This window comes from Bacillus cereus group sp. N24 (genome assembly GCF_016483345.1).
Classification (GTDB): domain Bacteria; phylum Bacillota; class Bacilli; order Bacillales; family Bacillaceae_G; genus Bacillus_A; species Bacillus_A toyonensis.
Map to the genome: position 1 here is coordinate 55,435 of NZ_JAEHCA010000016.1, position 23,705 is coordinate 79,139.

Below are 23,705 nucleotides of genomic sequence, written 5' to 3' on the forward strand. Positions count from 1 at the left end.
TTTTTTGCAAGAAAAAAAAGCCGCTAAATTATCCAGCAGCTTTTTCTGTATTTTTATCTCCGTGCTTTTGTTTTCTTATACTTGTAATGTAAATGAACAGAAAAGCAATAAGTAATAGGGAAGAATAACGATATACAGTCGCATAGTTTGTAAAATGTGCAATGAATCCGAAAATAATCGCTCCCGCACCAATTCCAAGGTCAAATGCTGAGAAGAATGTAGCTGTTGCGACTCCTCGTCGGTGCGGTGCTACTCGGTCGATCATCCATGCTTGTAGCGCAGGCTGAATCGCTCCGAAGCCACTTCCGTAACAGGCTGCCGCAATAACTAAGCTCGGAATTGTCGTTGTATACGACAATAAAATAATACCTGCGAACGTTATAATAACCCCTGGAATGATGACGAATGTATGGCCTTTCGCATCATATAACTTTCCGGAAAATGGACGAGTTACAGCGATTGCTAGCGCGTTACATAAAAAGAAGAGACTAATATCAGCAATGCCAACTTCGGTAGCAAATAGTGTGATAAAGCTGCCGATTCCTCCGTACATTAATGTAATACATAATATTAATAATGAAGGAAGTAAAGCTTTGCGCTCAATAAATCCATCGAGAAAAGTATCAGATGATTGTTTTGGTGGTTGTTTCGTTTTTTGGATTTGAAGTAGTTTCGTTAAAATTAATGAAACGATTGTGCATGAAAGTGCACATAAAAAAAGAACGTTGAAATTATATGCTTGCATAAGCCATAGTCCGATTAGTGGGCCGAGAGCCATTGCAATGGTTCCAGAAAGTCCGAAATATCCCATGCCTTCCCCGCGGCGAGCTGCTGGAATTAAATCAGAAACGACAGTTCCATATGTAGTCGTTGTAATACCGAAGCCAGCTCCGTGTAAAATACGAACGGCAAGCAAGAGAAAAATGGTAGAGGCGAAAAGGTAACTGCCCATAGCGAGTAAACAAATAGCAGTACCGATCATTAAAATGATTTTTTTATTAAATTTCTGTAAGGCGTTTCCAGTTAGCGGTCTAACAAAAAGTGCCGCAACGGTAAACATACCGACGACCAATCCGATATTTGAACTTGTGCCACCGATTTCTTTCACATAAACAGGTAAAGTTGGAATTAACATTTGAAACCCTAAAAACATACATAAGTTTGCAAAAATTAAAGCAACAAACTCTTTTGTCCATAACGGTTCTCGTTTTACGAGTATTGCCTCTCCCATATATTCATCCCCTATATACATTTTTTCCGCTATTTGCGGACAGTAAAATTCCCACCTCAAAATCTGGCTGGAGCAAAGACGTTAGGTGGAAGCCCTGCTGCCCGCAAACGCCCGATTGGTGAAGGCTAATAATCGGTGGGGGATGAACAAAACCCCCACTGATTAAAGTTTCACTTTATCTCTTTTCTTTTGAGTATATGTATTGGTCAATGTAGCAGTCAAGGAAGGTGTCTTGAAAGCGGATAACAATTTTTAAAATGAAAAACTGACAAATTTGTGTAAACGCTACACAACTATGAAAAAAAGATGTAAAGTATAGATGTATAGACTTGTAGTTGTTATGAATGATAGAAATTGTTTTTTCTTTAAAGAAAGCGGATTCAAAAGGTAGTGAATGAGAAGGGGATATATACTTTTTTACTACATATATTTGAAAAGGTTTACAAAACAATGAAGAAAGAGGCGTGTACATATGAGACGATTAGGTATTTCTATTTATCCAGAACATTCAACGGTAGAGAAAGATAAGGAATATGTAACATTAGCAAGTAAATACGGATTTACACGTGTGTTCACATGTTTACTATCTGTGGATGGAGAAAAAGAGAAAATTATTGAAGAATTTAAAGAAACGATCTCTCATGCGAATGCATTAGGGTTCCAAGTATTAGTTGATATTAGTCCATCTGTTTTTGAACAGCTTGGTATCTCATATAACGATTTATCGTTCTTCCATGAACTAGGTGCGTACGGTATTCGTTTAGATGTCGGGTTCTCAGGATTAGAAGAATCGATTATGACGTACAATCCGTACGGCTTAAAAATTGAAATCAATATGAGTAACGGCACAAAGTATGTAGATAACATTATGAGTCATAGACCAAATCGTGAAAATTTAATTGGCTGTCATAATTTTTATCCGCACCGCTATTCTGGGTTATCATACGATCATTTCATTACATGCTCGAAACAATTTAAAGATTACGGCATGAGAACAGCTGCATTTATTTCATCATTTGATGCAACATACGGACCTTGGCCAGTAACAGAAGGTTTATGTACGTTAGAAGAGCATCGTGAATTACCGATGACAACGCAAGCGAAGCATTTATTTGCGACAGAATTAATTGATGATGTTATCATTGCGAACGCTTATGCTTCAGAAGAAGAATTACAAGCACTAGGTGCGTTAAATAAAGAGAAACAAACATTTGATATAGAACTATACGATACAACGACAAATTTAGAAAGAATTATCATATTAGAAGAACCTCATTTTTATCGCGGGGATGTATCTGAATATATGATTCGTTCTACACAAAGTCGTGTGAAATATAAAAAAGAAGAGTTTAAACCTCATAATACGCGTGAAATTAAGCGTGGCGATCTTTTAATTGATAATGAGCAATATGGCCAGTATAAAGGTGAATTACAAATTGCATTAAAAGATATGGTAAATACAGGAAAAACAAATGTAGTTGGTCGAATTATAGAAGAAGAGATTTTCTTACTAGATTATTTACAAGCTTGGGATAAATTCGGATTTACATTAAAGAAATAGAGAGAATATAAAGGGGAAAAACTACTGATTTCAGCAGCTTTTCCCCCTTTATATATAAAGAGCGAGAGGAAGAGCTATGACAAAGGTGCATCAGCGATTAATTTCTATTTTAGAGGAGTTTTTAGAAGAGAAATCGATGTTAAATCGAGCTTTTTTAGCGAACCGATTACATGTATCAACGAAGACGATTCAAAAGGATATAAAATTATTAAATGATATATTGGAAGAAAACGGAGCGAAAATCGAATCGCAAAGAGGGACTGGATATGAACTAGAAATTATACAGACGAAGATATTTGAAGAGTTTTGTGTGAGTCTATTTCAAAAACAGACGGAAAAGATCCCAACTTCTTATGAAGAAAGAGTTGCGTATATTTTACAACGTGTTTTAACGACAGAAGGATATGTGAAGCTTTCGCAGTTAGCAGAAGAGATTTACGTGAGTAAATCAACTGTAAATTTAATTATGAAAGATGTTACAGATATATGCGGTCGCTATACATTGCAAATTGAAAAGAGACCGTATTATGGTATACGTATTGTGGGAGAGGAATTTAATATTCGTTCTTGTTTATCACAATATGGTTTACCACGTTATGAACATACTCCGTTTCATGAGCAATTTGAGCAGACGGATACATATGTATCGTTACCTCATATATCACTCATTCGTTCAATTATATTAAAGTATATTGAGGGTGGAACAATATATTTATCTGATATAGAAATTGATAATCTAGTTATTCATATTGCAATCGCATTAAAGCGTTGTCAAAGTCAACATTATATGACAGGACTGCATGTAGAGCAATCAGAACTTATAATAAAGAAAGAATATACAATTGCGAAGCAGATTTTAGGAGATTTAGAGAAAGAGTTAAAACTTTTATTTCCAGAAGAAGAAGTATTATATGTGACGGTGCATTTGTTAAGTACTGCTGTTACAGCGAGAGATCGCTATGAAAATGTAGAAGAGCTATTAGGAAAAGATATATATGCATTTATGCAACATATTCTTTTTAAAGTAGCGGAAGAACGGAATCTTATTTTTTATTATGATGAAGAATTATTATTTGGATTTGGTGTTCATTTAAAAACGTTATTAAATCGTTTGAAGTATAAGTTAAATACGAGAAATCCTCTTTTGGCAGAAGTGAAAAAGAATTATCCGTATGCTTTTGAAATTGCGGTTCTTGTTGGAGATATAATTGGTGAATATACGGGTGAAACGATTCCGGAAAGTGAAATTGGTTATATTGCTATTCATTTCGGCGGAGCGATGAGCCGTTTGCAGGAGCAGAATCAAAAGAAAAGATGTTTACTAGTTTGTGCGACTGGTCAAGGGAGTGCACAACTATTAAAATATAAAATTTTATCACAGTTTCGAGATAAATTAGAGATTGTAGGTATTACAGGTTATTATCAATTGAAAGTAGAAGACCTTTATAAAGATAAAATAGATTGTATTATTAGTACGATTCATATACCGAGTGGTTTGCCTGTACCAGTTATAAAGGTGAACTCAATATTTGATGATAAAGAGATTAAATCGATTGGTCAGCAATTGTTTACGCATGTGAATAATAGTGTGCAACAATATATAAAAGAAGATTTAATCTTTTTAAATCGTAGTGCTTCTACGAAAGAAGAAGTTATTCAATTTTTATGTGAGAAAGCCGCTGAGAAAAATTATGTGCCAGAAAATTTTTATGCTTCTGTTATGGAAAGAGAAAATACATCTCCGACAGCGGTTGGAAATTTAGTGGCGATTCCGCATCCGATGCAGTTATTAAGTGAGGAAACATTTTTGATATTTTGTACACTTGATAAGGCTGTTGAGTGGGGAGATAAAAAAGTACAATTGATTATTTTATTTAGTGTGAAGCGCAATAATAATGAAGATTTGCAACGGCTTTATGATTTTTTATATGATATTATGTCTAATCAGAATACGATAGAGAAATTAACTCAGGCTGAATTAATTGAAGGTTTTCAAGAGATTTTATTATCGTATTGAAAAAGTATATAAAAACTTCCGTTACATAACGGAAGTTTTTTATGTTTAATTGTATGCGTTTTCATAATAAGATGAACATATAGAAAAACAAAGCTTGGGGGAAGTTAAAATGAATGATATGCAAACTCCATTTGCGTTAATTTTACATGGTGGCAACGCGAGAAGCGCGGCGCTTGAAGCAATCGCTTTTGCAAGACAAGGAGATTTTGAGAATGCGAGTGAAAAGATGGAACTTGCTAGTGAAGAAATTTCAGCAGCTCATCGTATTCAGACGGATTTAATTCAAGAGGAAGCAAGAGGAAATCATGCAGAAATAAGTTTACTGTTAGTACATGCACAAGATCATTTAATGAATGCAATTACAGTGAAAGAACTTGCTGAAGAATTTATCGCTCTTCATAAACGTGTGGAAGAGAAAGTGACAGTATAATATGTATATTTTATTATGTTGTGCTGCAGGTATGTCAACGAGTATGGTTGTAAGAAAAATGCAAGAAGAGGCGAAGAAACAAGGGAAGGATTATAAAATTAAGGCAGTTGATTCAGAACTTGTGAAGCTTGAAATTAAGGAAGCAGATGTCGTTTTAATTGGTCCGCAAGTGAAATATTTATTTCCGGCCGTAGCGTTTCTTGCAAAGTCATACGATATACCAGTTGCTATTATAAACCAACGAGATTATGGCATGTGTGACGGTTTGAAAGTACTTAAGCAGGCAGAAAAATTAGTTTTAGCGTAATTATATTTTTTTAAACATAAACATTATAATGTTATAACTTTTGGTTATATTGAACAAAGGAGGGCTATTGATGAATGGGTTTATGAGTTTTATGGAACAGAAGATTATGCCAACAACGCAAAAGATTGCAGGACAGCGACATTTATTAGCAATTCGAAACGGGGTTATTTCTACATTACCATTAACGATCGTCGGATCATTTTTCGTTATCTTTTTAAACTTACCAATTGATGCATATATGGAGTGGATTGCACCGTTTCGTCATATTTTAGATATTCCATTCCGATTTACAGTAGGCTTAATGGCACTATACGCAGCTTTTGGGGTAGGGGCTTCGCTCGCTAATTTTTATCAGCTCAATCAATTAAGTGCAGGATTACTCTCTGTACTCGCCTTTTTATTAGCATCAGTTGAACCAATTCAAATTACGAAAGCTGTACCAGGTGTTATTGATGCGGGTAGATACATTTCAGTAGGAACATTAAGTGCCACGTCTTTATTCGGCGCAATTGTTACAGCATTAATTGCAGTAGAAATTTATCATTTTATGATTAAGCATAATATTTCGATTAAATTACCAGAAAGTGTACCACCAGCAGTTGCAAACTCGTTTGCAGCATTAATTCCAACTCTAGTAGTTATTCTTTTATTCTGGGGTATTCGTTACGGTTTAAAATTTGATGTAAATACAACGATCACATATTTAATTGCACCATTAAAGTCAGTATTAGTAGGAAACAATTTATTCGGCGGTTTATTAACAGTATTTTTAATCGTGTTCTTCTGGTCATTCGGTATTCATGGCCCAGCGATTTTAGGACCAATCATTCGTCCGATGTGGGATTCAGCAATTCTTGAAAATATGGAAGTGTTCACAGCTACAGGAAATGCACATCAGTTACCAAACTTATTTACAGAGCAATTTATTCAATGGTTCGTATGGATTGGTGGGTCGGGTTCAACGTTAGCTTTAGTCATTATGTTTATGTTCTCTAAATCTAAGTTCTTAAAAGAGTTAGGTAGATTATCATTCGTGCCAGGTTTATTCAATATTAACGAGCCAATTATTTTCGGGGCACCGATTGTAATGAACCCAATCTTAATTATTCCGTTCGTTATTACACCGTTAGTTACAACAACGGTATCATATTTCGCAGTTGTTTCAGGTATGATTCCACTTATGATGGCGAAGTTGCCATTTACGATGTTAGCGCCAATTGCAGCAGTGATTAGTACGGACTGGACAATTATGGCTGGCGTACTTGTAATTATTAACTTTGTAATCTCATTTATTATTTACTATCCATTCTTCAAAATGTATGAGAAACAACAAATAGCAGGAGAGGAGAAAACAGAATGCTCGGAGCAATTATCATCTTAATTACATTTGTGATCGGACAATGCATTGCTCATTATTCGAAATGGGTACAAAGTAAATCTTTATTAGTTTTACTACTCGTATCAGTTTTGTTTATCGGTTGTTCAATGGGTGCATATGTAATGCTAAGCTTACAATCACCTTACGTAATTATTATACCGACCATTTTATGTGCAACATGTTTATCTGCAAAATATAGATTTACGAGCATGGCATTAATACAACGTGTGAAGGAGATGCAAAAGCATGGAGCGTAAATTAGGAATTTCACTTTATCCAGAGCATTCAACGAAAGAAAAAGATATGGCATATATTTCGGCAGCGGCACGCCACGGTTTTTCAAGAATATTCACATGTCTATTATCTGTGAATCGTCCGAAAGAAGAAATTGTAGCTGAATTTAAAGAGATTATTAATCATGCAAAAGATAACAATATGGAAGTTATTTTAGATGTAGCTCCAGCTGTGTTTGATCAGCTCGGTATTAGTTATAGTGATCTATCATTCTTTGCGGAGTTAGGCGCAGATGGCATTCGTTTAGATGTAGGCTTTGACGGTTTAACAGAAGCGAAAATGACGAATAATCCATATGGTTTGAAAATTGAGCTGAATGTAAGTAACGATATTGCGTACTTAGAAAATATTCTTTCGCATCAGGCGAATAAATCAGCTTTAATCGGTTGTCATAATTTTTATCCGCAAAAATTTACTGGCCTTCCGTACGACTATTTCATTCGCTGTAGTGAACGTTTTAAAAAGAACGGAATTCGCAGTGCAGCCTTTATTACATCACATGCCGCAAACATCGGTCCATGGGATATTAACGACGGTTTATGTACGTTAGAAGAGCATCGTAATTTACCAATTGAAGTACAAGCGAAACATTTATGGGCGACAGAGCTTATTGATGATGTGATTATCGGAAATGCTTATGCGAGTGAAGAAGAGTTAGAGAAATTAGGAAACTTAAATCGTTACATTTTACAGCTAAAGGTACACTTTGTAGACGAAGCAACGGAAGTAGAGAAGAAAGCGACGCTGCAAGAATTACACGTAAGACGCGGCGACATAACAGAATATATGGTACGTTCTACAGAAGTGCGTAAAAAGTACAAAGACTATGACTTCCCGGTGCGCGAAAGTGTATTACAGGAAAGAGGGCAAGTTGTAATTGGTAACAACTCATTCGGAAAGTACAAAGGTGAACTGCAAATCATCTTGAAAGAGATGCCGATAGATGAACGAAAAAATATTGTCGGTACAATTGCTGAAGAGGAGTTATTCTTACTAGATTATGTAGGGGCTTGGACACAGTTTACTTGTGTAGAATAGGGAAGATAGGGGGCGTTCTAAATTTTGGAACGCCTTTTTAATAGTAAAGTGCTTTTAATGTGAAAATTTGTCGATAAATCGATATTTCTTGTCGAATCGTTGATATATTATAAGTTACGATAGATATATTCGAAAAATCGTTGATATATTGTAGGTTACGATAGATATATTCGAAAAATCGTTGATATAATTTCATTTACTGTGACATTTTTCAGTAGTTTAATAGAGTAAAAAAAGAGTCAGCCTCAACAATGAGACTGACTCTTTTTTTTATAGTAATTAGTTTAAAATTTTCACTGTAACTGTTTTACGTCCCCAGTTACTTGAAGTGCCTTTATCTGGCATTAAAACGTCGATTTTATTTCCTTTAATAGCTCCACCAGTATCACCAGCGATTGCTACTCCGTAACCTTCAACCCATACTTTTGAACCTAATGGAATGACACTTGGATCAACTGCAATTAGTTTCATGTTTGGATTTGCTGTTAAGTTGTGACCTAAAGCTGATTTTACTTGGTCGCCTGCTTTATAACCATTTTCAAGTGGATCTGCTGTGTAAGCTGTTGCTACAACTCTTAACTCACGAGAAGATGATGGTGTGCTTGTTTCAGTTTCTTTTGCAACAGGTTGTTGTGTAGCTGGTTTTTGAGCTTTAGCCGCTTCACGAGCTTTAGCTGCCTCTTGAGCTTTAGCCGCTTCACGAGCTTCAGCATCTGCCTGAGCTTTAGCTTCTTCACGAGCCTTAGCCGCTGCTTGAGCTTTAGCTTCTGCTTGAGCTTCAGCTGCTGCCTGAGCTTTAGCTTCTTCACGAGCTTTAGCTGCTTCCTCTGCTTTAGCTTCTGCTTGAGCTTTAGCATCTGCCTGAGCTTTAGCTTCTGCTTGAGCCTTAGCTTCTTCACGAGCTTTAGCTGCTTCCTGAGCTTTAACTTCTGCTTGAGCTTCAGCTTCTTCACGAGCTTTAGTTGCTGCCTCTGCTTTAGCTTTTGCTTGAGTTTCAGCTACTTCACCAGCTTTAACTGCTTCACGAACTTTAGCTGTGTCTTGAACTTTAGTTGTTTTTTCAACTTTAATAGCTGGTTGAACTTTAACTGGTGCTTTACCTGTTAAGTAGGGAACATGAACATAAGCTGTTTTTCCGTTATATTCAAATTGAATCCAGTCATTTTGTACTTGATGTGTTGTTTCGATTACATCATCTTGTTTTAACTTACCAATAATCTCTGAATCTGTATTTGCTCCAGCACGTACGTTTAATACGTTTGCTGTTACGTAGTAAGTATCTTTCGTATAGTCAGCGCTTATGAAAGCTTCTTTACCGCTATTCAATTTAACTTTTGACCATCCGTTTTCTGTATGTAAAACATTTACTTTATATCCATCTAATAATTTTCCTACAACTTTTGATTCAGTAGTTGGGTTTTCTCGTACGTTTAGTACGTCAGTCGTTACGATTGTTTCTGCTTTAGCAGATGTTGTGAAAATCCCAAGACCAAAAACCGCTGCTGTTGCTATACCCATAAATTTTTTCATAATAGCCTCCATTGCATTTGTTTTCGTTGACCTCATTATAGCAACCATTATTTTCTTATTTGCGAAAAACATAAAATTACAAAGCTTTCGTAACGGGGCATTAATATTCTGTAATAATTCCATAAATAACCTGATAGCGCTTCCTTATTGTTTTTTGGAGGATTAGAGCGTGTGAAACATAAAATGAGTGGTATTTCAATTTCTATAACGTTAATAGTGTTACAGTAATATTTCTAATTGTTTTCTGTAGTATTACAAAAATGGTGTGTTTTACTGTTGAAACGAAAATTTAGTTATAAAATAATAATATTTTTGGCTGTGGAAATATATAAATGAGGTGAAATTTAATGAAATATCGATAGAATTGTTACAAAATAAGTCGATGTATGGAAAAAATTACGCCTTGTATTTTGTCTATTACATATTATTTTTGCAATAATAGGATTCGATAATAGTCCGAGTATCTATAAAGAATGAAGAGTATTAGAAAGATAGTTGTAACGTGAAACATATATAATAGAAGAAACACAATTTGATAGGTAAATAAAAAACGTAGGAGTGTACACTCCTACGTTTTTTATTTACTCATATCGTAAACATTCAATTGGATCAAGTTTTGCAGCTTTGTTAGCTGGTAGTAGTCCGAATGCAATACCGATTAGCATTGAAATACCTACTGAAAGAAGTCCAAGTTCTTTTGAGATAACAAGTGGCCATCCGGCAAAGATTGAGACGATCCAAGCGAAGAAGATACCGAGCATGAATCCGATAAAACCACCTAGTCCTGTTAAAATACAAGATTCGATTAAGAATTGCGTTAATACTTTACCGCGTGTTGCACCAAGTGCTTTACGAATACCGATCTCACGTGTACGTTCTGTTACAGATACAAGCATGATGTTCATTACACCAATACCACCAACAAGTAATGAAATAGCAGCAATACCACCGAATACCATTTTCATCATACCGATTGATTCATCTAGTTGCTTCGTAAATTCACCCATATCTTGAGCTTCAAATTTATGCTCAAATTTAGGAGCTTTCATATCGTTTAAAACAGAAGCGGCTTGTTTTTCTACACTCTTACGTTCTGCTGGTGAAGTTAATATTAATCTTACAGAGTCATACTCAGTTACTCCTGAGATTACAGGAGCGTTTTCAAGTGATGTGTAACCTTCTGACATAGCCATTCCGAAATCGTTTTTCGTTTCATACACACCGACTACTTTATATGGCTTTCCTTTTATATCAGTGTATAAATTTGATTCCCAGCCGTTAAATAATTTATTGAAAGCTTCTTCATTTAAAATAACAGCAGGAATCGCTTGCTTTAATTCACTATCATTTAATTCACGACCGTGAACTAATTTTATTTTCGCATCTGTCATGAAGGCGCCTGTTCCACCTCTTAAATCAAGAGAGACATCTTTTGAACCAGAAGATGCTTTTACTTTCATACTTACATCTGGATAAACATCTTTAACGCCTGGCACAGTTTGAAGACGTTTTAACATATCAGCTGTAATTTTGGCACTATCAGTTCCGTAATCAGGGTTGTTGTAGTAAATCGTTACTTCTGTATCTTTTCCTTGGCCTAACTCTTTTTTAAACTTTGCATTTGTACCATCACCCATTGAAATGATAGTAATAATGGCGCTAATACCAATAATAATACCTAGCATTGTTAATATAGAACGCATTTTATGAGCAAAGATAGAGGAAAGGGCCATGCGTATATTTTCACTCGTGTTCAAAATTAACCTCTCCAATCTTGGACGATATTTCCGTCACGAATTACAATTTGACGTGCTGCAGCTTCCCCGATTTCACGATCATGGGTAATCATAATGATTGTTGAGCCTTGTTTGTTTAATTCGTAAAAGAGGTCCATAATTTGTGTACTCGTTTTCGTATCAAGTGCACCCGTTGGTTCATCAGCTAAAATGAATTTTGGGTTATTTACAATTGCACGGGCAACGGCAACACGCTGCTTTTGACCACCGGATAATTCGTTCGGTAAGTGAGTAGCTCGATCCGCTAAACCAACTTTTGTTAAAGCGGCTAATGAGCGTTCACGTCTTTCTTTTTTATCGACTCCAGCGTAAATAAGAGGTAGTTCTACATTTTGAAGTGCTGTAAGTCTCGGTAATAACATGAAGTTTTGAAATACAAACCCGATCTCTTTATTACGAACGCGTGCAAGTTCGGTTTCAGACATGTTTGAAATATTTTGTCCCGCTAATTCATACGCACCTGTCGTTGGTTTATCTAAGCAACCGATAATGTTCATTAAAGTTGATTTACCAGAACCAGAAGGTCCCATTATAGAAGTGAATTCTCCTTGGTTTAGTGTTACGTCAATTCCGTGTAATATTTGAACGGACTCTGCACCATTTTGGAAGGATTTCGTGATGCCTTTTAAGTTAATCACTGGGCGACAACCTCCATACCATCTTTTAAATCTTTTTCAGGTTTAGAGATAATTTGCTCTCCTTTTTTCACTCCAGAAACTTTTGCTTCGCTATCTGTCTCGAATTCAACAGTAATCGCTTGTTCTTTCGCTTTACCATCTTTTACAACGAAGACAACATTTTTGTCACCTTTTTTCACGATGCTGCTTTTCGGAACAATTGTACCAGTTGCTTCGCCAGATTTACTTGTTACGTAAACGTGGAAGCCGTTTTGTAATTCTTCACTATTATCTAATGTGACAGTGAATTGATAGTTAGAAACAGTTTTATTTTCGTCCATGCTCTTTAATGGTGTAGAACCGATTTCCGTTACTTTTCCTGTCCAAGTTTTACCAGCAACTGTTTTTGATGAAACAGTTACTTCTTGCCCAACTTTCATACTAGCAAGCTCATATTCAGAAAGTTGACCTTTTACTTTAAATTGACCAGCATGACGAAGAGTAATGCCACTCATACCTGTTTTTTCATCAGCAGTTTTCACGATATCATCAATTACACCATCAACAGGACTTGTTACAGAAAGATTGTTTACTTTCTCTTTTGCTGCTTTAATCATTTCATCAGATTTTTCAACTTCAAACTTTTTCATTTCAAGTTGCGATTCTAATTGTTGCACTTCGACTTCCGATGCTTTTAATGCTTCCTGAGGAAGACCTGCATTTTTATCTTTTTGTAATTTTTGTTTCGCTGCATCGATTTGTTTTTGGAACAATGTTACTTCTTTTTGTGCGATTTTCTTTTGCATTTCTGCTTCCGTTACACCTTGTTTAGCAGTAGGGTCATTATATTTAAACAGAAGCTGCCCTTTTTTCACTTCATCGCCTTTTTTAACCGCTAATTCATACGTGCCTTTTGTTGGATCAAATGAAATAGTTTCAATTCCGTTTGGAATAACTTCACCGCCAAATTTTTGCGCGTTTTCGATTTGTTTTTCTGTTACTTTATAACTGCTATATGCCATTGCAACATCTGAACCACCACCACCAGCAAATGCAAAGTATGATCCAGCTGCAATTCCGATTGCTACTACACTAGTAATTAACACTTTATTTTTCTTCTTCATCTATTTATCACCTTTTCGTTCGTTTTAGTATCTACATTAAGTATAGAAGAGGTGAAGAATCTGACAAATCGTTTTAGCTTACAATAACCTTACAGTTTTGTAAGGTATGAATATGTAAATGTAAGGTAGAGGTTGTCCTAGCCTAAGCAAATGAATTGACTCCTCCTTTCCTACCTACAATAATATTGTAGGTAGGAAAGGAGGAAGGAAGATGGAAGCATATTTTAGTGCGCATCCATTAAAACCATTTATTCCATACTCAAGGCAACATGCCATTATATTATTTATTATGTTGGTGGGGATCTTTTTTCTATATCAATACCAAGATGTATTACGTCAAATTAAGTGGAATATAACGGTTCGATATGCGATTGCATTTCTATTTATAGGAAGTGAAATTGGGCTTCATATGTGGGAATGGAAAGCCGGAATTTTTGACCTAGGCACTTCATTACCATTTGAGTTATGTACGATTAGTTTATTGTTAGCGTCAATTATGATTGTAACGAAAAGTTATCGCATATATGAGATTGTGTTTTTCACAGGAATTATCGGTGCATCACAAGCCATTTTAACGCCAAACTTGCAGTATGCTTTTCCGCATTTTCGTTTCATTGAATATTTCATTGCGCATGTATTGCTCATTTGGGCACCGCTCTTTATGACTTGGGTAGAAGGATATCGTCCGACAGTACAATCTATTAAACGCACAATGATATTTTTAAACATATTGATTCCAATTGTTTCGTTTGTGAATTACAAAACGGGTGGAAATTATATGTTTTTAGCTCATAAGCCAGAAACTGCCTCATTACTCGATATGTTCGGGCCACATCCTTACTATATTATTTCATTAGAACTCGCAGCGCTTATTGGATGTTTTATTGTGTATATACCGTTTGCGAAAAGAGAAAAACATGTACATAAAGAATCACTAGGATCATAACCTAGTGATTTTTTGTGTTTGAATATTTACAATTCAGAAAATTAAGAATAAAATTAAAGGGTAAATCATAGAGAGAGAAGGGGAAAAATGGTCAAAAAAGTATTTTTGAATGGGATGGAAATGACGATTCAATTTATTATTTCGATTTTGGGGATTATTTGTTTAGGAGCACTGCCGAAATTATTTTATGGATTTGAGCTGCATGTATCAGAGTACATAAAGAGTTTAAAAGAAGTATTTTTGAACTTAATGGATCTCTCCAATTTGCAATATGTGAGAGATAAATTTTTATTCCCACAGTTGTTTGTCCATTATAAAGAGACGATTGTTATTTTTTTGGCCGCTTTTTTCATTTCATTATTTGTAGCATTTTGTATCGTTTATATGATTATGAGTAGTTCACCGCGTATACAACATCGAATTAAATCATTTCTTATCTTCCTAGAATCCATTCCAGACATTCTTCTTATTTTAGTATCACAAATTTTAGTTATATGGTTTTTTAAACAAACAGGTTTTTTACCTTTTCAAATTGCGTCAATTGGAGGCGAGTCGATTAGAGGATTGCCAATATTATGTTTGAGTATACCGACAACGATTATGTTTGTAAAAATGTTAGTGCTTCGTTTTGAAAATGAGCTAGAAAAAGATTATGTACTATTTGCTAAAGCGAAAGGTCTGAATCGCTTTCATATTTTAAATCGTCATATTTTACGAAATGTGTTGCTTAGTACACTTTTCTTTGCGAAAACGAATGTTTTTTTTATGCTATCTAATTTATATATTATAGAATGGATTTTTAATACGAGTGGTATTTTTATGTTTTTGAAATCGTATATGGGTATTAGGGTTGAGGTTTTCATCGTTAGTGTGCTGCTTATTTATATTCCGATTTTTATTATATTTAAATTGTTTCATTATCTCATTCCAGCTGCGATGAAGGAGAGATTATAATATGTGGACGTATATAAAACGCGATAAAAGATTTTGGATAAGCATTGGTTTTCTTCTCCTATTAGTTCTTTTGAGCATCGGAAATACGATATGGAATGATGGACAGATTAAAAAAGTTACACTGCAATATGATGCGGATGGAAATCCAGAAGTGCCACCGTTTTCACCTTCATTACAATTTTTACTTGGGACAGACTTGAAAGGATATGACCTTTTACATTTAGTAATTGAAGGTGCGAAGTGGACGATTGGTATATCTATTTTAATTGCGGCACTTAGAATGGTAATAGGTGTGTTTTTCGGTGTTATACTCGGAACATATATAAAAAGAGGCTTTTCGAAGATTGAGGCTTTTTTTGATAGTTTCACAGTTATTCCGACAGTTATGATTGCGTATTTCTTTCTTCAAGCTGTGAATAGATTTGGAAGTGGAGAGGAAACAACAACTTTTTTTGAAAGGGCTTCGTTCCAAGTTGTATTACTTGTACTGCTTGTGATGCCAGTTATTGCACTTTATGTGGCGAAGGAAGTTCGTAAATTACAAACGGAAGAATTTATTGATGCTGCGCGCATATTAGGTGGATCAAGAAGACATATTGTTATAAAGCACCTTTTTCCGCATCTCAATATGACGTTTATACTCGTATTTCTTCAGCAGTTTACTCAAACCTTGACTATTTTACTTCATTTAGGGTTACTTGAGGTGTTTTTTGGAGGGACAGTCCAGTTTGGTGGACCGATAGGGATAAAAGAAATAGACTCTTACACACATGAATGGTCAGGGTTAATAGGAGTCTATTTTAGGTCATTAACAGTGCATCCATGGATTCCTCTCGTCCCAATTACATTTTTCGGGCTTACTATTTTTTCAGGAAATATGATTGTAAAAAGTATAGAAGAGGCGATGTTAAAAGTAAGGTTAGGCGGAGAGATAAAGAAGCCAGTTGTAGAAGAAGAACAATCTGTTGTGCAGTCAAAAGAAGAGTTATTTACTTTTAAACATACGATGTGAAAGTAAAGAAGAAGCAAGCATAATCAATGCTTGCTTCTTTTTTTATTTCGTAGAAACTTCACCTTCAGCTTCTGTTTGCGGAATAAAGTATCCGATTATACCACCGATAATTGCCGGAACAATCCAGCCGATTCCTAAGTTATAAAAAGGAATTGTGTGTACGATATTAGCGATAAAGTTTGGAATCATTTCCACATTATCAAGTGCATGAATACAGCTAATAAGGAATGCAGCGATCATTGCTCCGATATAGACAGAAGGTTTACGTTTCGTATATTTATCAATAAATGATACGAAAATTAAAATGATTGTAATTGGATATAAAATAATTAATACAGGTAATGTAATTTTAATTAATAAGCTTAAGCCTAGGTTTGAAATGATGAAGCTAAATATACAAACGTATAGTACCAGTTTCTTGTATGAAACATTCGTTAACACTGTTGCGAAATAGTTTGCGAATGCACTTACAACACCGATTGCAGTCGTTAAACAAGCGAAAATAATTGCGATACTTAATAAAACGTTACCGCTTGTCCCAAAGAATTGATACATAATCGTAGCTAATAGCTGACCACCGTTTTCGAATTGTCCTAAGTTTCCGTTTGAAGCTCCGATATAACCGAGTAAGAAATAAACAATTGTTAAGAAAAGGGCAGCAATGCTTCCGCAAATAATTGTATATTTTGCAATGGATTTTTTATCTTGTATACCGTTTTGGCGAATTGCATTTACAACAATCGTTGATAATACGAGTGCCCCAATTGCATCTAAAGTTAAAAATCCTTCAAGAAATCCTTTGAAAAATGGGATGTCTTTATAGTCACCGATAGGTTCTGTGAATGATCCTGGTGAAAGAATTGCTTTTGTTGCCATAATTGCAATAATTACAAGTAAAATTGGCGTTAATATTTTACCGATATGATCTACTAATTTGGATGGATTTAATGATAGGAAGTAAACGACTGTAAAGAAAATAGCGCTAAAAACTAACATAGAATACCATTGATCTGGGAAAAGTGGTGCGATCCCAATTTCGTAAGATACAGATCCAGTTCGTGGAATAACAAATAGTGGGCCGATTGAAAGATAAATAATGATAGCGAATACTGCTGCGAATTTTGGATGAACACGGCTTGCTAAAGTGTTAAAACTACCACCGGCAAGGGCAACAGCGACGATAGCTAGTAAAGATAAACCGACGTCTGTAATAATAAACCCTGTAATGGAAACCCACATGTTCTCTCCGGAAGAAAGACCGAGAAGGGGCGGGAAAATCATATTACCAGCACCGAAGAAAACTGCGAATAGTAGTAAACTAATCGAAAGTATTTGCGCTGGTTTTAAAGTTGTACGCATATAAAGAAAATCCTCCTAATGAGTGTTTTTGTCGAAAATTCAAATAATTTGTCGAGTAACTGTTATTATTTTAAAGGTCTGATGACTAGAAAGCAAGAGGGAATTTTATAAAAATTAAAAAATAATGCATTAAATTGAATAAATATACTATTTATATGTTAATTAGGAAGGATTTAACTTTACATATAAAAAAACACACATATCGTTACGATATGTGTGTTAAAAGAAAATCTTTTTATCACGTTCTTCTTTTAAAATTTCAACTGCTTCTCGGAAGCGTTGTGAATGCACAATTTCTCGTTCACGTAAAAAGCGTAAGCTGTCATTTATATCTGGATCATCGGATAAGTTAATGAGCCATTGATATGTTGCGCGCGCTTTTTCTTCAGCGGCAATATCTTCATATAAATCTGCGATAGGGTCTCCTTTTGCCTGAATATAAGTAGCAGTAAAGGGAACACCACCTGCATTATGATAAAATAACGCACTATCATGATTAGCGTATTGCGCATCTAATCCGGAAGCTTTCATTTGTTCTGGTGTCGCATCTTTTGTTAATTTATAAATCATTGTAGCGATCATTTCTAGGTGTGCGAATTCTTCGGTGCCGATATCGGTTAGCAAGCCAACGACTTTGTCAGGAATAGTATAACGCTGATTTAAGTAGCGAAGGGCAGCAGCCAATTCACCATCTGCACCACCGTACTGTTCAACTAATAATTTTGCGAGTGCTGGATTACAAGTACTTACTTTAACAGGGTATTGTAATTTCTTCTCATAAATCCACATAGTTTCTCTCCTTCATATTTGCCATGGCCAAGGACCTTTGCTCCATTCCCATGGAGCGTTAGAATAACTATTTCCAAACTGCTGAAGTGGTCCGTATTTTTCTTCCATCTTTTGTTTTAATACCCTTCGTTTATAGGAGAAGTCATTAAATTGATTAATCGCAGCAGTGTCATCTGGATGTGTATCTAAATAAAGAGTTAGTTCAACTAGTACAAAGTCTAGTTCTTGAAGCTCCAGTAAAAGTTGATAATATTCTTCTGGTAGCGATTGAGTCACGTCAGTAGTCACCGCCCTTTTTTATAAGGATTTTCATAATAGTCATAAAAAACAGGCCATAAAGTCCCTTTTTGTAATGCCTCTTTTGGTGTGAATTGCGGTAAATTTGGCGGTTGAAAACCTAAAAATAAATTAGGAGGAGTAGAATAATATTTTTTTCCGATAGGAGGACAAGGATCTTGAGGGCTATGGTATGGCACGAATGATCTCATATATTTATTCATGAATAAACCTCCTTAAATCTTCATCACTACGTATTGTATTCAGACATAATAGGCATTTATGACACATATAAAAAAGTAATAAGTACAGGGGGAATGAATGTGGAGAATGTAAAGAATTTCATTGTGCTAGAAGTAAATAACTTAAAGGAAACGCTGTATTTTTACGAAGGGATTTTAGGAATAATCCCCAGTTCAGAGAGACCTCAATTAGATATAACAGGGGTTTGGTATGATGCTAATTCAATGAGAATTAGTTTTGTTATGAATCGAAGTTTAGGTGGACGTGAGAAGAGTATTACAGCTTTGTGTGATGTACTAAAATTCTCAATTTCTAACATAGAGAAGTTAAAGAAGAAATTAGAGTTTTATGAAATTGTATATACAGAAAATGAGTGTACGAAGAGTATTGTAGTACAAGACCCAGATGGATATAAAGTTCAAGTGATAGAAAGAAATGAACATAGCGAGGCGATTTGATGGAGAGAAATTACGAAGAAAGTGCGTTGTTTGAGCATAAGTTTTGGCTAAAGGTACTTAGTGATCATGCGCAATTTTTACTTGATGCGTTAGCTCCAAAGGAGAAGGAAGATATAAAGAAAGCTACTTATTTTGTTGAGACGTTTACAGGCTTTTTAAATAAAATTCATACTGTCAATCTTATTGCATTCTCAAAAGAGGCAGAGCGAGCTGCTAAGGAAATACGAACGTTTAAATTAAATATTATACAGAAACAGTTGGAGGGGAAAATTACTATTCATTTTACGCCAACTTTTATTAATCATATGGTAAATGAAGTAGAAGAGTATATAACGGTGTTAGAGTTTTTAAAGAAAGGAGAAGTTCCGCCTGTTTTTCATGAACTGCATTACCATCTCGTTTGGTTAACGGATGCGGCCGGTCATGCGGGCTCTATTTCTGGTGGGTTAGATCTTGTTGAAAAAAAATTAAAAGAGAAAAGTGAAGAATTCACGAAGCACTTTGAACAATTTTATTTAAAAGCGGTTGAAATGACCGGATATTTACGGACAGAGCTTCATCATTTTCCGGCGTTAAAGAAGTTTACAAAAGATGTTTCACTTGAACTCAAACTATTTTCGCATTTTCTACATGAAGTAGAAGAGTTAGAATTATCGAATGAAATATTAAGTGCATTATCAGCGAGAATGGCAGATCATATGGCAAGAGAGGAATGTTATTATTTATTAAAGTTAGCACAATCATCTGGACTTGAGATGCCAAAATGTAATCCACTTTAAAGAACAAGAGGTCGATTTCAGTTGGCCTCTTCTTCTTTTTTATTATCTCTTTTTATTTTTGCTTGCTCAATACTTGCCTGTAATGTCTCCATAATATTGATGATGTTTGGAGCTGGGGAGATTGTTTCAGTTTTTTCTTGTTGTTCAATTTTGTTTTCGATTAATTCGGTAAGAGCTTCTTTATACTCGTCTGTAAATAGCTCTTGTTCGAAAGGATTTGTAAGATGATGAATTAAATTGATTGCCGCGGTGAGTTCTTGTTTTTGAATAGGATGATCTTCGTTACTTGGTAAATTAGGTGTAGTTGTTATATTGCGAATTTCATTAGGGTAATGAATGGTTTGTAACATAAGCCCATCTTCAAAGCTACGGATAATAGCTAAGTGTTGTTTTTTTCTGATAGAAATATGAATAAGACCAAGTTTATTCGTACGTTCAAGAGCTTCTTTTAATAATAAATATGACTTTTCGTGTCCCGGCGTAGGGCCTATAAAATAAGAACGGTCATAGAGAACAGAATCAATTTCGCTATTTTGGACAAAAGATATAATACGAATGGACCGTGGCTCATGAACTTTTTGCAGCTCAGCTAATTCTTTTTCATCAATAATGATGTATTTATGAGGTGCATATTCATAGGCTTTTACAATATCTTTATCATCGATTTCTTCATCCGTACAATCAGGAGCAAACTTTTTATATTTAATAGGTGTTAGGCATTCTTTATGGAGACTTAAAAATTTTATATCGTTTTCTTCTACGGCACTATATAGTTTGATTCCTATATTTAATAGCCCAAGTGAAAGTGCACCTTTCCATACGGTATGCATATGAAATTTCTCCTTTCATTTAAAAAAATAAGTATGTTTATTATGAGATAGTAAGAAATTTCATATACGTTTTTTATTTTTAGTCAAGGGTAAGCTAGATAGTTCGAGTCATAAAATGTATTGACAAGCCCTCTAAAATATTTTAATGTGATTGTATAAAATTGTGTATATAAAGGGGAGTAACTTATTACAGTAAAGTCGTCATTACAGGGAGAAACCCTCGGCTTTATTGGCAACGTTTCGTTGTTAGTGAGACCTTTACCAGCAATGGTACAGGCCCCTTATTGTCTTTTTTAGGACCCTTACCATATTTGGTAGGGGCCTTTTTGTATACAAAGAGAGGAGATAAAAAATGAAAAAACTTATTAGTAGATTAAGAGTTGTATTTCATGTCCGCAAGTTTGTTCCATTCCTATTTGACTTTTTCACTTCAAAAGAGGTTTCAATAAAGAAGAAAATTTTATCTGTTGCTTTTTTAGTTGGTTATGTGGCGATGCCGCTTGATTTAATTCCAGACTTCCTGCCGTTTATCGGTATTTTAGATGATATTGGAATTGTTTTATTCATTTTGAATCGAATTGTAAAAATGGCGCCAGTGCAATTACAAGAAAAGCATAATGTAAATATTGGATAGGAGTTAAAAGAATGGAGCAAATTATTTTAGATATAATCGAGTTTTTAAAGCAGTTTTCTTATTTTGGAGTTGTGTTAGCATTAACGTTTGAATTTATTCCAGCAGAAGTAGTTTTGCCTATGGTTGGATATTGGGTGTACGAGGGAGATATGAATTTTTGGCTAGCTGTATTAGCCGGAACGCTTGGTGGAACGACAGGACCATTAACGTTATATGCACTCGGTTATTACGGTGGTCGTCCTCTATTAATAAAATACGGAAAATACTTCTTCATTAAAGAAGAACAAATTCAAAAGGCAGATGATTTCTTTGAGAAATATGGACCGGTTGTAGCATTTGTTGGACGCTTCGTTCCAGGAGTTCGAACACTTATTTCCGTTCCATGTGGTATGGCGAAAATGAACATATGGAAATTTAGCATATATACATTTGTAGCGATGTTCCCGTTAACGGCTTTGTATATATATGTAGGAATGAAATTAGGTCCGCATTGGGAAAAAGCAGCGGATGTTGTTGGACAATATATGCTACCGATATTAGGAGGCGTTCTTCTTATCGTGGCTAGTATCTTTATCTATAAATTTATGAAAAAACGAAACAAAACGGAATCTATCTAGTTATTAGCATTGAGTTTTGATTAATTTTTGAAAATGGATGAATAGTACAGGCAAAAGACTCTAAAGGACATACACATATAGGGAATATAAAAGAGAGAGGGGAAACAACTATGTCTTGTGAGTGCTCAGGGTCAGCGTTAACTTGCTGTCCAGATAAAAATTATGTGCAAGATAAAGTGTGTAGTCCGTGGTCTGCTACTGTAGTTGCAACAGCAATTGATAATGTTCTCTATACAAATAATATTAATCAAAATGTAATTGGTACTGGCTTTGTGAAATATGATGTTGGACCAGGCCCAATCACTGTAGAAGCACTTGATTCTGCTGGGGCTACAATTGATACACAAACATTAAACCCAGGAACGAGTATTGCTTTTACGTATCGCCGCTTTGATAGTATACAAGTTGTGTTACCGGCAACACCTGCTGGAACGTATCAGGGAGAGTTTTGTATTACAACACGTTATCCACTTTCATAACAGAATAGGAGAGGATCAAAATGGGAATGAGAAGTTCCAGTTTGTCTTGTTGTTCTAATAAAACGCTTGTACAAGATCAAGTATGTACAGACTGGTCTATTACAGGTGCTGGTACTCAAATTGTATATACGAATAATATTACGCAAGAAGTGTATGGTTCGGGTTATGTGAAATATGATGTAGGCGCAAATCCAATTACTGTTGATTTTTTAGTAGGTGCTACAGTAGTTGATACGATTACTGTTCAACCGCAAAGTAGCGGTACTTTCACTATACGATATTTTACTACAATTCGAATTACTACGACAGGAACAACTGTTAATCAAGGAGAGTTTTGTATTACAGTACGTTATCCGATTTCATAAAAAAGCATACCGTAAAGGGTATGTTTTTTTTATTGAGGAAGTAATGAAATTGGTATTCTATAAGCAACATGTAAATTGGCAACAATACTTGCCTTCTAAATATAGTGAAGGATTACTTTGTATATTAATAATACTAACGGATATTAAACCTTTACCTGTGTAAGATATTGTATTGCCAGGAAACACAGTGAAAATATTAGTTACTGCTCCAGCGATTTGTATTGTAATTGCTTCAGTGCTGCTAGTACTATTGTAAACCGAGACAGTACCTGATATAAGGAGTATCCCATCACTTTGCCATAGTATCATTGATTGTAATGCATCTTTGGCAGAGGGAATGGTGTTATTAGTTATGAGGAAATTCCCTGCAAATTCATTTGTTACTAGCTCGCAACTTGGATTTGGAGGAGGGGGCGGTGGACAAGGGTCTGGACAAATGATAGATAAAGGAGCGAAACAGCCAATATTTTTTTTATTCTTCAATACAACCCCTCCTTTTTAAGTTGTCTTTTACTACTATTAAATGTAGAAGCATGGCCGATGTGTTAAGAAAAGAAGAAAATGTTAAAAATTAAGATTGTCTAATAGGCTTACATCTTAACTTATCATTCATGTTATAGAAAAGAGTATATGTGAATAGA

Annotated in this window: 27 protein-coding genes; 16 read left to right on the top strand and 11 right to left on the bottom strand. The window is 35.0% G+C overall.

The genetic code is table 11. The features are described from left to right. Window positions 1-28 precede the first annotated feature (28 nt). A complete protein-coding gene (locus JDS95_RS20765) occupies window positions 29-1,231 on the bottom strand; it encodes an MFS transporter (RefSeq protein WP_000503249.1) in 1,203 nt (400 codons plus the stop codon). 472 nt (window positions 1,232-1,703) lie between these two features. Between JDS95_RS20765 and JDS95_RS20770 the strand changes: the two genes are divergently transcribed. From JDS95_RS20770 to JDS95_RS20800, 7 genes are all read left to right on the top strand, one after another. Further along, complete coding sequence (locus JDS95_RS20770) at window positions 1,704-2,792, top strand: DUF871 domain-containing protein (RefSeq protein ID WP_001253370.1); 1,089 nt, start codon at window positions 1,704-1,706, stop codon at window positions 2,790-2,792. 76 nt (window positions 2,793-2,868) lie between these two features. Next, window positions 2,869-4,809: a BglG family transcription antiterminator gene (locus JDS95_RS20775; protein WP_000169810.1), complete on the top strand. Its 1,941-nt coding sequence runs from the start codon at window positions 2,869-2,871 to the stop codon at window positions 4,807-4,809. Window positions 4,810-4,918: 109 nt separating this feature from the next. After that, window positions 4,919-5,239: a PTS lactose/cellobiose transporter subunit IIA gene (locus JDS95_RS20780; protein WP_000999234.1), complete on the top strand. Its 321-nt coding sequence runs from the start codon at window positions 4,919-4,921 to the stop codon at window positions 5,237-5,239. 1 nt (window position 5,240) lies between these two features. Next, window positions 5,241-5,546, top strand: coding sequence for a PTS sugar transporter subunit IIB (locus JDS95_RS20785; RefSeq protein ID WP_000275636.1), 306 nt, complete (start codon window positions 5,241-5,243; stop codon window positions 5,544-5,546). Window positions 5,547-5,616: 70 nt separating this feature from the next. Beyond that, window positions 5,617-6,927: a PTS sugar transporter subunit IIC gene (locus JDS95_RS20790; protein ID WP_001013063.1), complete on the top strand. Its 1,311-nt coding sequence runs from the start codon at window positions 5,617-5,619 to the stop codon at window positions 6,925-6,927. Further along, window positions 6,903-7,181 carry a hypothetical protein gene (locus JDS95_RS20795; RefSeq protein ID WP_000900041.1) on the top strand — a complete coding sequence of 93 codons (279 nt, stop codon included), beginning with the start codon at window positions 6,903-6,905 and terminating at the stop codon, window positions 7,179-7,181. Before JDS95_RS20790 ends, JDS95_RS20795 begins: the two co-directional genes overlap by 25 nt. Continuing rightward, window positions 7,171-8,256 (top strand): DUF871 domain-containing protein, encoded by a 1,086-nt coding sequence (locus tag JDS95_RS20800; protein WP_144466910.1) that lies wholly within the window; start codon window positions 7,171-7,173, stop codon window positions 8,254-8,256. The genes JDS95_RS20795 and JDS95_RS20800 overlap by 11 nt, the downstream gene beginning before the upstream one ends. Window positions 8,257-8,535: 279 nt before the next feature. Here the strand turns inward: JDS95_RS20800 and entC are convergent, their stop codons facing one another. From entC to JDS95_RS20820, 4 genes are all read right to left on the bottom strand, one after another. Next, the gene (gene entC / locus JDS95_RS20805) at window positions 8,536-9,909 is read right to left on the bottom strand and encodes a cell wall-binding protein EntC (RefSeq protein WP_000421951.1); all 1,374 of its coding nucleotides are present in this window, start codon (window positions 9,907-9,909) and stop codon (window positions 8,536-8,538) included. A 458-nt stretch (window positions 9,910-10,367) separates the two neighbouring features. Continuing rightward, window positions 10,368-11,519: an ABC transporter permease gene (locus JDS95_RS20810; RefSeq protein WP_002038017.1), complete on the bottom strand. Its 1,152-nt coding sequence runs from the start codon at window positions 11,517-11,519 to the stop codon at window positions 10,368-10,370. A 26-nt stretch (window positions 11,520-11,545) separates the two neighbouring features. Beyond that, on the bottom strand, window positions 11,546-12,220 hold the full coding sequence (locus tag JDS95_RS20815) for an ABC transporter ATP-binding protein (protein WP_000609098.1): 675 nt from the start codon (window positions 12,218-12,220) through the stop codon (window positions 11,546-11,548). Next, on the bottom strand, window positions 12,217-13,323 hold the full coding sequence (locus JDS95_RS20820) for an efflux RND transporter periplasmic adaptor subunit (RefSeq protein WP_000728793.1): 1,107 nt from the start codon (window positions 13,321-13,323) through the stop codon (window positions 12,217-12,219). The genes JDS95_RS20815 and JDS95_RS20820 overlap by 4 nt, the downstream gene beginning before the upstream one ends. A gap of 211 nt (window positions 13,324-13,534) precedes the next feature. Between JDS95_RS20820 and JDS95_RS20825 the strand changes: the two genes are divergently transcribed. The 3 genes from JDS95_RS20825 (at window position 13,535) to JDS95_RS20835 (ending at window position 16,235) form a co-directional block, all read left to right on the top strand. Continuing rightward, the gene (locus tag JDS95_RS20825) at window positions 13,535-14,269 is read left to right on the top strand and encodes a YwaF family protein (protein ID WP_000388682.1); all 735 of its coding nucleotides are present in this window, start codon (window positions 13,535-13,537) and stop codon (window positions 14,267-14,269) included. A gap of 87 nt (window positions 14,270-14,356) precedes the next feature. Next, on the top strand, window positions 14,357-15,223 hold the full coding sequence (locus JDS95_RS20830; RefSeq protein WP_000239653.1) for an ABC transporter permease subunit: 867 nt from the start codon (window positions 14,357-14,359) through the stop codon (window positions 15,221-15,223). Between the two features lies 1 nt (window position 15,224). Next, window positions 15,225-16,235, top strand: coding sequence for an ABC transporter permease subunit (locus JDS95_RS20835; protein WP_000269942.1), 1,011 nt, complete (start codon window positions 15,225-15,227; stop codon window positions 16,233-16,235). Window positions 16,236-16,277: 42 nt separating this feature from the next. Here the strand turns inward: JDS95_RS20835 and brnQ2 are convergent, their stop codons facing one another. From brnQ2 to JDS95_RS20855, 4 genes are all read right to left on the bottom strand, one after another. Beyond that, window positions 16,278-17,594 (bottom strand): branched-chain amino acid transport system II carrier protein BrnQ2, encoded by a 1,317-nt coding sequence (gene brnQ2, locus JDS95_RS20840; RefSeq protein WP_001260927.1) that lies wholly within the window; start codon window positions 17,592-17,594, stop codon window positions 16,278-16,280. A gap of 219 nt (window positions 17,595-17,813) precedes the next feature. After that, complete coding sequence (gene cotJC / locus JDS95_RS20845; RefSeq protein WP_000265287.1) at window positions 17,814-18,383, bottom strand: spore coat protein CotJC; 570 nt, start codon at window positions 18,381-18,383, stop codon at window positions 17,814-17,816. Between the two features lie 12 nt (window positions 18,384-18,395). Further along, window positions 18,396-18,659 (bottom strand): spore coat protein CotJB, encoded by a 264-nt coding sequence (locus JDS95_RS20850; RefSeq protein WP_000194492.1) that lies wholly within the window; start codon window positions 18,657-18,659, stop codon window positions 18,396-18,398. An 8-nt stretch (window positions 18,660-18,667) separates the two neighbouring features. After that, entirely contained in the window at window positions 18,668-18,883 is a 216-nt protein-coding gene (locus JDS95_RS20855) for a spore coat associated protein CotJA (protein ID WP_001046260.1), read from the bottom strand. Between the two features lie 33 nt (window positions 18,884-18,916). On the opposite strand from JDS95_RS20855, the gene JDS95_RS20860 reads away from it, so the two are divergent. Together JDS95_RS20860 and JDS95_RS20865 are read left to right on the top strand one after the other, a co-directional pair. Next, window positions 18,917-19,360, top strand: a complete 444-nt coding sequence (locus JDS95_RS20860) for a VOC family protein (protein ID WP_002042736.1) — start codon at window positions 18,917-18,919, stop codon at window positions 19,358-19,360. After that, on the top strand, window positions 19,360-20,139 hold the full coding sequence (locus tag JDS95_RS20865; RefSeq protein WP_000440953.1) for a DUF2935 domain-containing protein: 780 nt from the start codon (window positions 19,360-19,362) through the stop codon (window positions 20,137-20,139). Before JDS95_RS20860 ends, JDS95_RS20865 begins: the two co-directional genes overlap by 1 nt. 17 nt (window positions 20,140-20,156) lie before the next feature. Here the strand turns inward: JDS95_RS20865 and ku are convergent, their stop codons facing one another. Further along, a complete protein-coding gene (gene ku / locus JDS95_RS20870) occupies window positions 20,157-20,969 on the bottom strand; it encodes a non-homologous end joining protein Ku (RefSeq protein WP_000557728.1) in 813 nt (270 codons plus the stop codon). 352 nt (window positions 20,970-21,321) lie between these two features. Here ku and JDS95_RS20875 point away from each other — a divergent pair, with 352 nt between their 5' ends. The 4 genes from JDS95_RS20875 (at window position 21,322) to JDS95_RS20890 (ending at window position 23,064) form a co-directional block, all read left to right on the top strand. Beyond that, window positions 21,322-21,603, top strand: a complete 282-nt coding sequence (locus tag JDS95_RS20875) for a YkvA family protein (RefSeq protein ID WP_000733839.1) — start codon at window positions 21,322-21,324, stop codon at window positions 21,601-21,603. An 11-nt stretch (window positions 21,604-21,614) separates the two neighbouring features. Further along, a complete protein-coding gene (locus JDS95_RS20880) occupies window positions 21,615-22,220 on the top strand; it encodes a DedA family protein (protein ID WP_000435006.1) in 606 nt (201 codons plus the stop codon). Window positions 22,221-22,330: 110 nt separating this feature from the next. Continuing rightward, window positions 22,331-22,699 carry a DUF3992 domain-containing protein gene (locus JDS95_RS20885; protein WP_001277536.1) on the top strand — a complete coding sequence of 123 codons (369 nt, stop codon included), beginning with the start codon at window positions 22,331-22,333 and terminating at the stop codon, window positions 22,697-22,699. A gap of 20 nt (window positions 22,700-22,719) precedes the next feature. Next, window positions 22,720-23,064 (top strand): DUF3992 domain-containing protein, encoded by a 345-nt coding sequence (locus JDS95_RS20890; RefSeq protein WP_000525815.1) that lies wholly within the window; start codon window positions 22,720-22,722, stop codon window positions 23,062-23,064. A gap of 57 nt (window positions 23,065-23,121) precedes the next feature. Here JDS95_RS20890 and JDS95_RS20895 read toward each other — a convergent pair whose 3' ends face one another. Beyond that, window positions 23,122-23,547 carry an S-Ena type endospore appendage gene (locus JDS95_RS20895; RefSeq protein ID WP_000791320.1) on the bottom strand — a complete coding sequence of 142 codons (426 nt, stop codon included), beginning with the start codon at window positions 23,545-23,547 and terminating at the stop codon, window positions 23,122-23,124. Window positions 23,548-23,705 lie beyond the last annotated feature (158 nt).

Coding starts and splice junctions, on each gene's coding strand:
- JDS95_RS20885 (WP_001277536.1), top strand. CDS start 22,331: ATGTCTTGTGAGTGCTCAGGGTCAGCGTTAACTTGCTGTCCAGATAAA.
- cotJC (WP_000265287.1), bottom strand. CDS start 18,383: ATGTGGATTTATGAGAAGAAATTACAATACCCTGTTAAAGTAAGTACT.
- JDS95_RS20785 (WP_000275636.1), top strand. CDS start 5,241: ATGTATATTTTATTATGTTGTGCTGCAGGTATGTCAACGAGTATGGTT.
- JDS95_RS20855 (WP_001046260.1), bottom strand. CDS start 18,883: ATGAATAAATATATGAGATCATTCGTGCCATACCATAGCCCTCAAGAT.
- JDS95_RS20830 (WP_000239653.1), top strand. CDS start 14,357: ATGGTCAAAAAAGTATTTTTGAATGGGATGGAAATGACGATTCAATTT.
- JDS95_RS20880 (WP_000435006.1), top strand. CDS start 21,615: ATGGAGCAAATTATTTTAGATATAATCGAGTTTTTAAAGCAGTTTTCT.
- JDS95_RS20780 (WP_000999234.1), top strand. CDS start 4,919: ATGAATGATATGCAAACTCCATTTGCGTTAATTTTACATGGTGGCAAC.
- JDS95_RS20775 (WP_000169810.1), top strand. CDS start 2,869: ATGACAAAGGTGCATCAGCGATTAATTTCTATTTTAGAGGAGTTTTTA.
- JDS95_RS20835 (WP_000269942.1), top strand. CDS start 15,225: ATGTGGACGTATATAAAACGCGATAAAAGATTTTGGATAAGCATTGGT.
- JDS95_RS20890 (WP_000525815.1), top strand. CDS start 22,720: ATGGGAATGAGAAGTTCCAGTTTGTCTTGTTGTTCTAATAAAACGCTT.
- JDS95_RS20765 (WP_000503249.1), bottom strand. CDS start 1,231: ATGGGAGAGGCAATACTCGTAAAACGAGAACCGTTATGGACAAAAGAG.
- JDS95_RS20770 (WP_001253370.1), top strand. CDS start 1,704: ATGAGACGATTAGGTATTTCTATTTATCCAGAACATTCAACGGTAGAG.
- JDS95_RS20800 (WP_144466910.1), top strand. CDS start 7,171: ATGGAGCGTAAATTAGGAATTTCACTTTATCCAGAGCATTCAACGAAA.
- JDS95_RS20795 (WP_000900041.1), top strand. CDS start 6,903: ATGCTCGGAGCAATTATCATCTTAATTACATTTGTGATCGGACAATGC.
- JDS95_RS20790 (WP_001013063.1), top strand. CDS start 5,617: ATGAATGGGTTTATGAGTTTTATGGAACAGAAGATTATGCCAACAACG.
- brnQ2 (WP_001260927.1), bottom strand. CDS start 17,594: ATGCGTACAACTTTAAAACCAGCGCAAATACTTTCGATTAGTTTACTA.
- JDS95_RS20825 (WP_000388682.1), top strand. CDS start 13,535: ATGGAAGCATATTTTAGTGCGCATCCATTAAAACCATTTATTCCATAC.
- ku (WP_000557728.1), bottom strand. CDS start 20,969: ATGCATACCGTATGGAAAGGTGCACTTTCACTTGGGCTATTAAATATA.
- entC (WP_000421951.1), bottom strand. CDS start 9,909: ATGGAATTATTACAGAATATTAATGCCCCGTTACGAAAGCTTTGTAAT.
- JDS95_RS20810 (WP_002038017.1), bottom strand. CDS start 11,519: ATGGCCCTTTCCTCTATCTTTGCTCATAAAATGCGTTCTATATTAACA.
- JDS95_RS20875 (WP_000733839.1), top strand. CDS start 21,322: ATGAAAAAACTTATTAGTAGATTAAGAGTTGTATTTCATGTCCGCAAG.
- JDS95_RS20865 (WP_000440953.1), top strand. CDS start 19,360: ATGGAGAGAAATTACGAAGAAAGTGCGTTGTTTGAGCATAAGTTTTGG.
- JDS95_RS20820 (WP_000728793.1), bottom strand. CDS start 13,323: ATGAAGAAGAAAAATAAAGTGTTAATTACTAGTGTAGTAGCAATCGGA.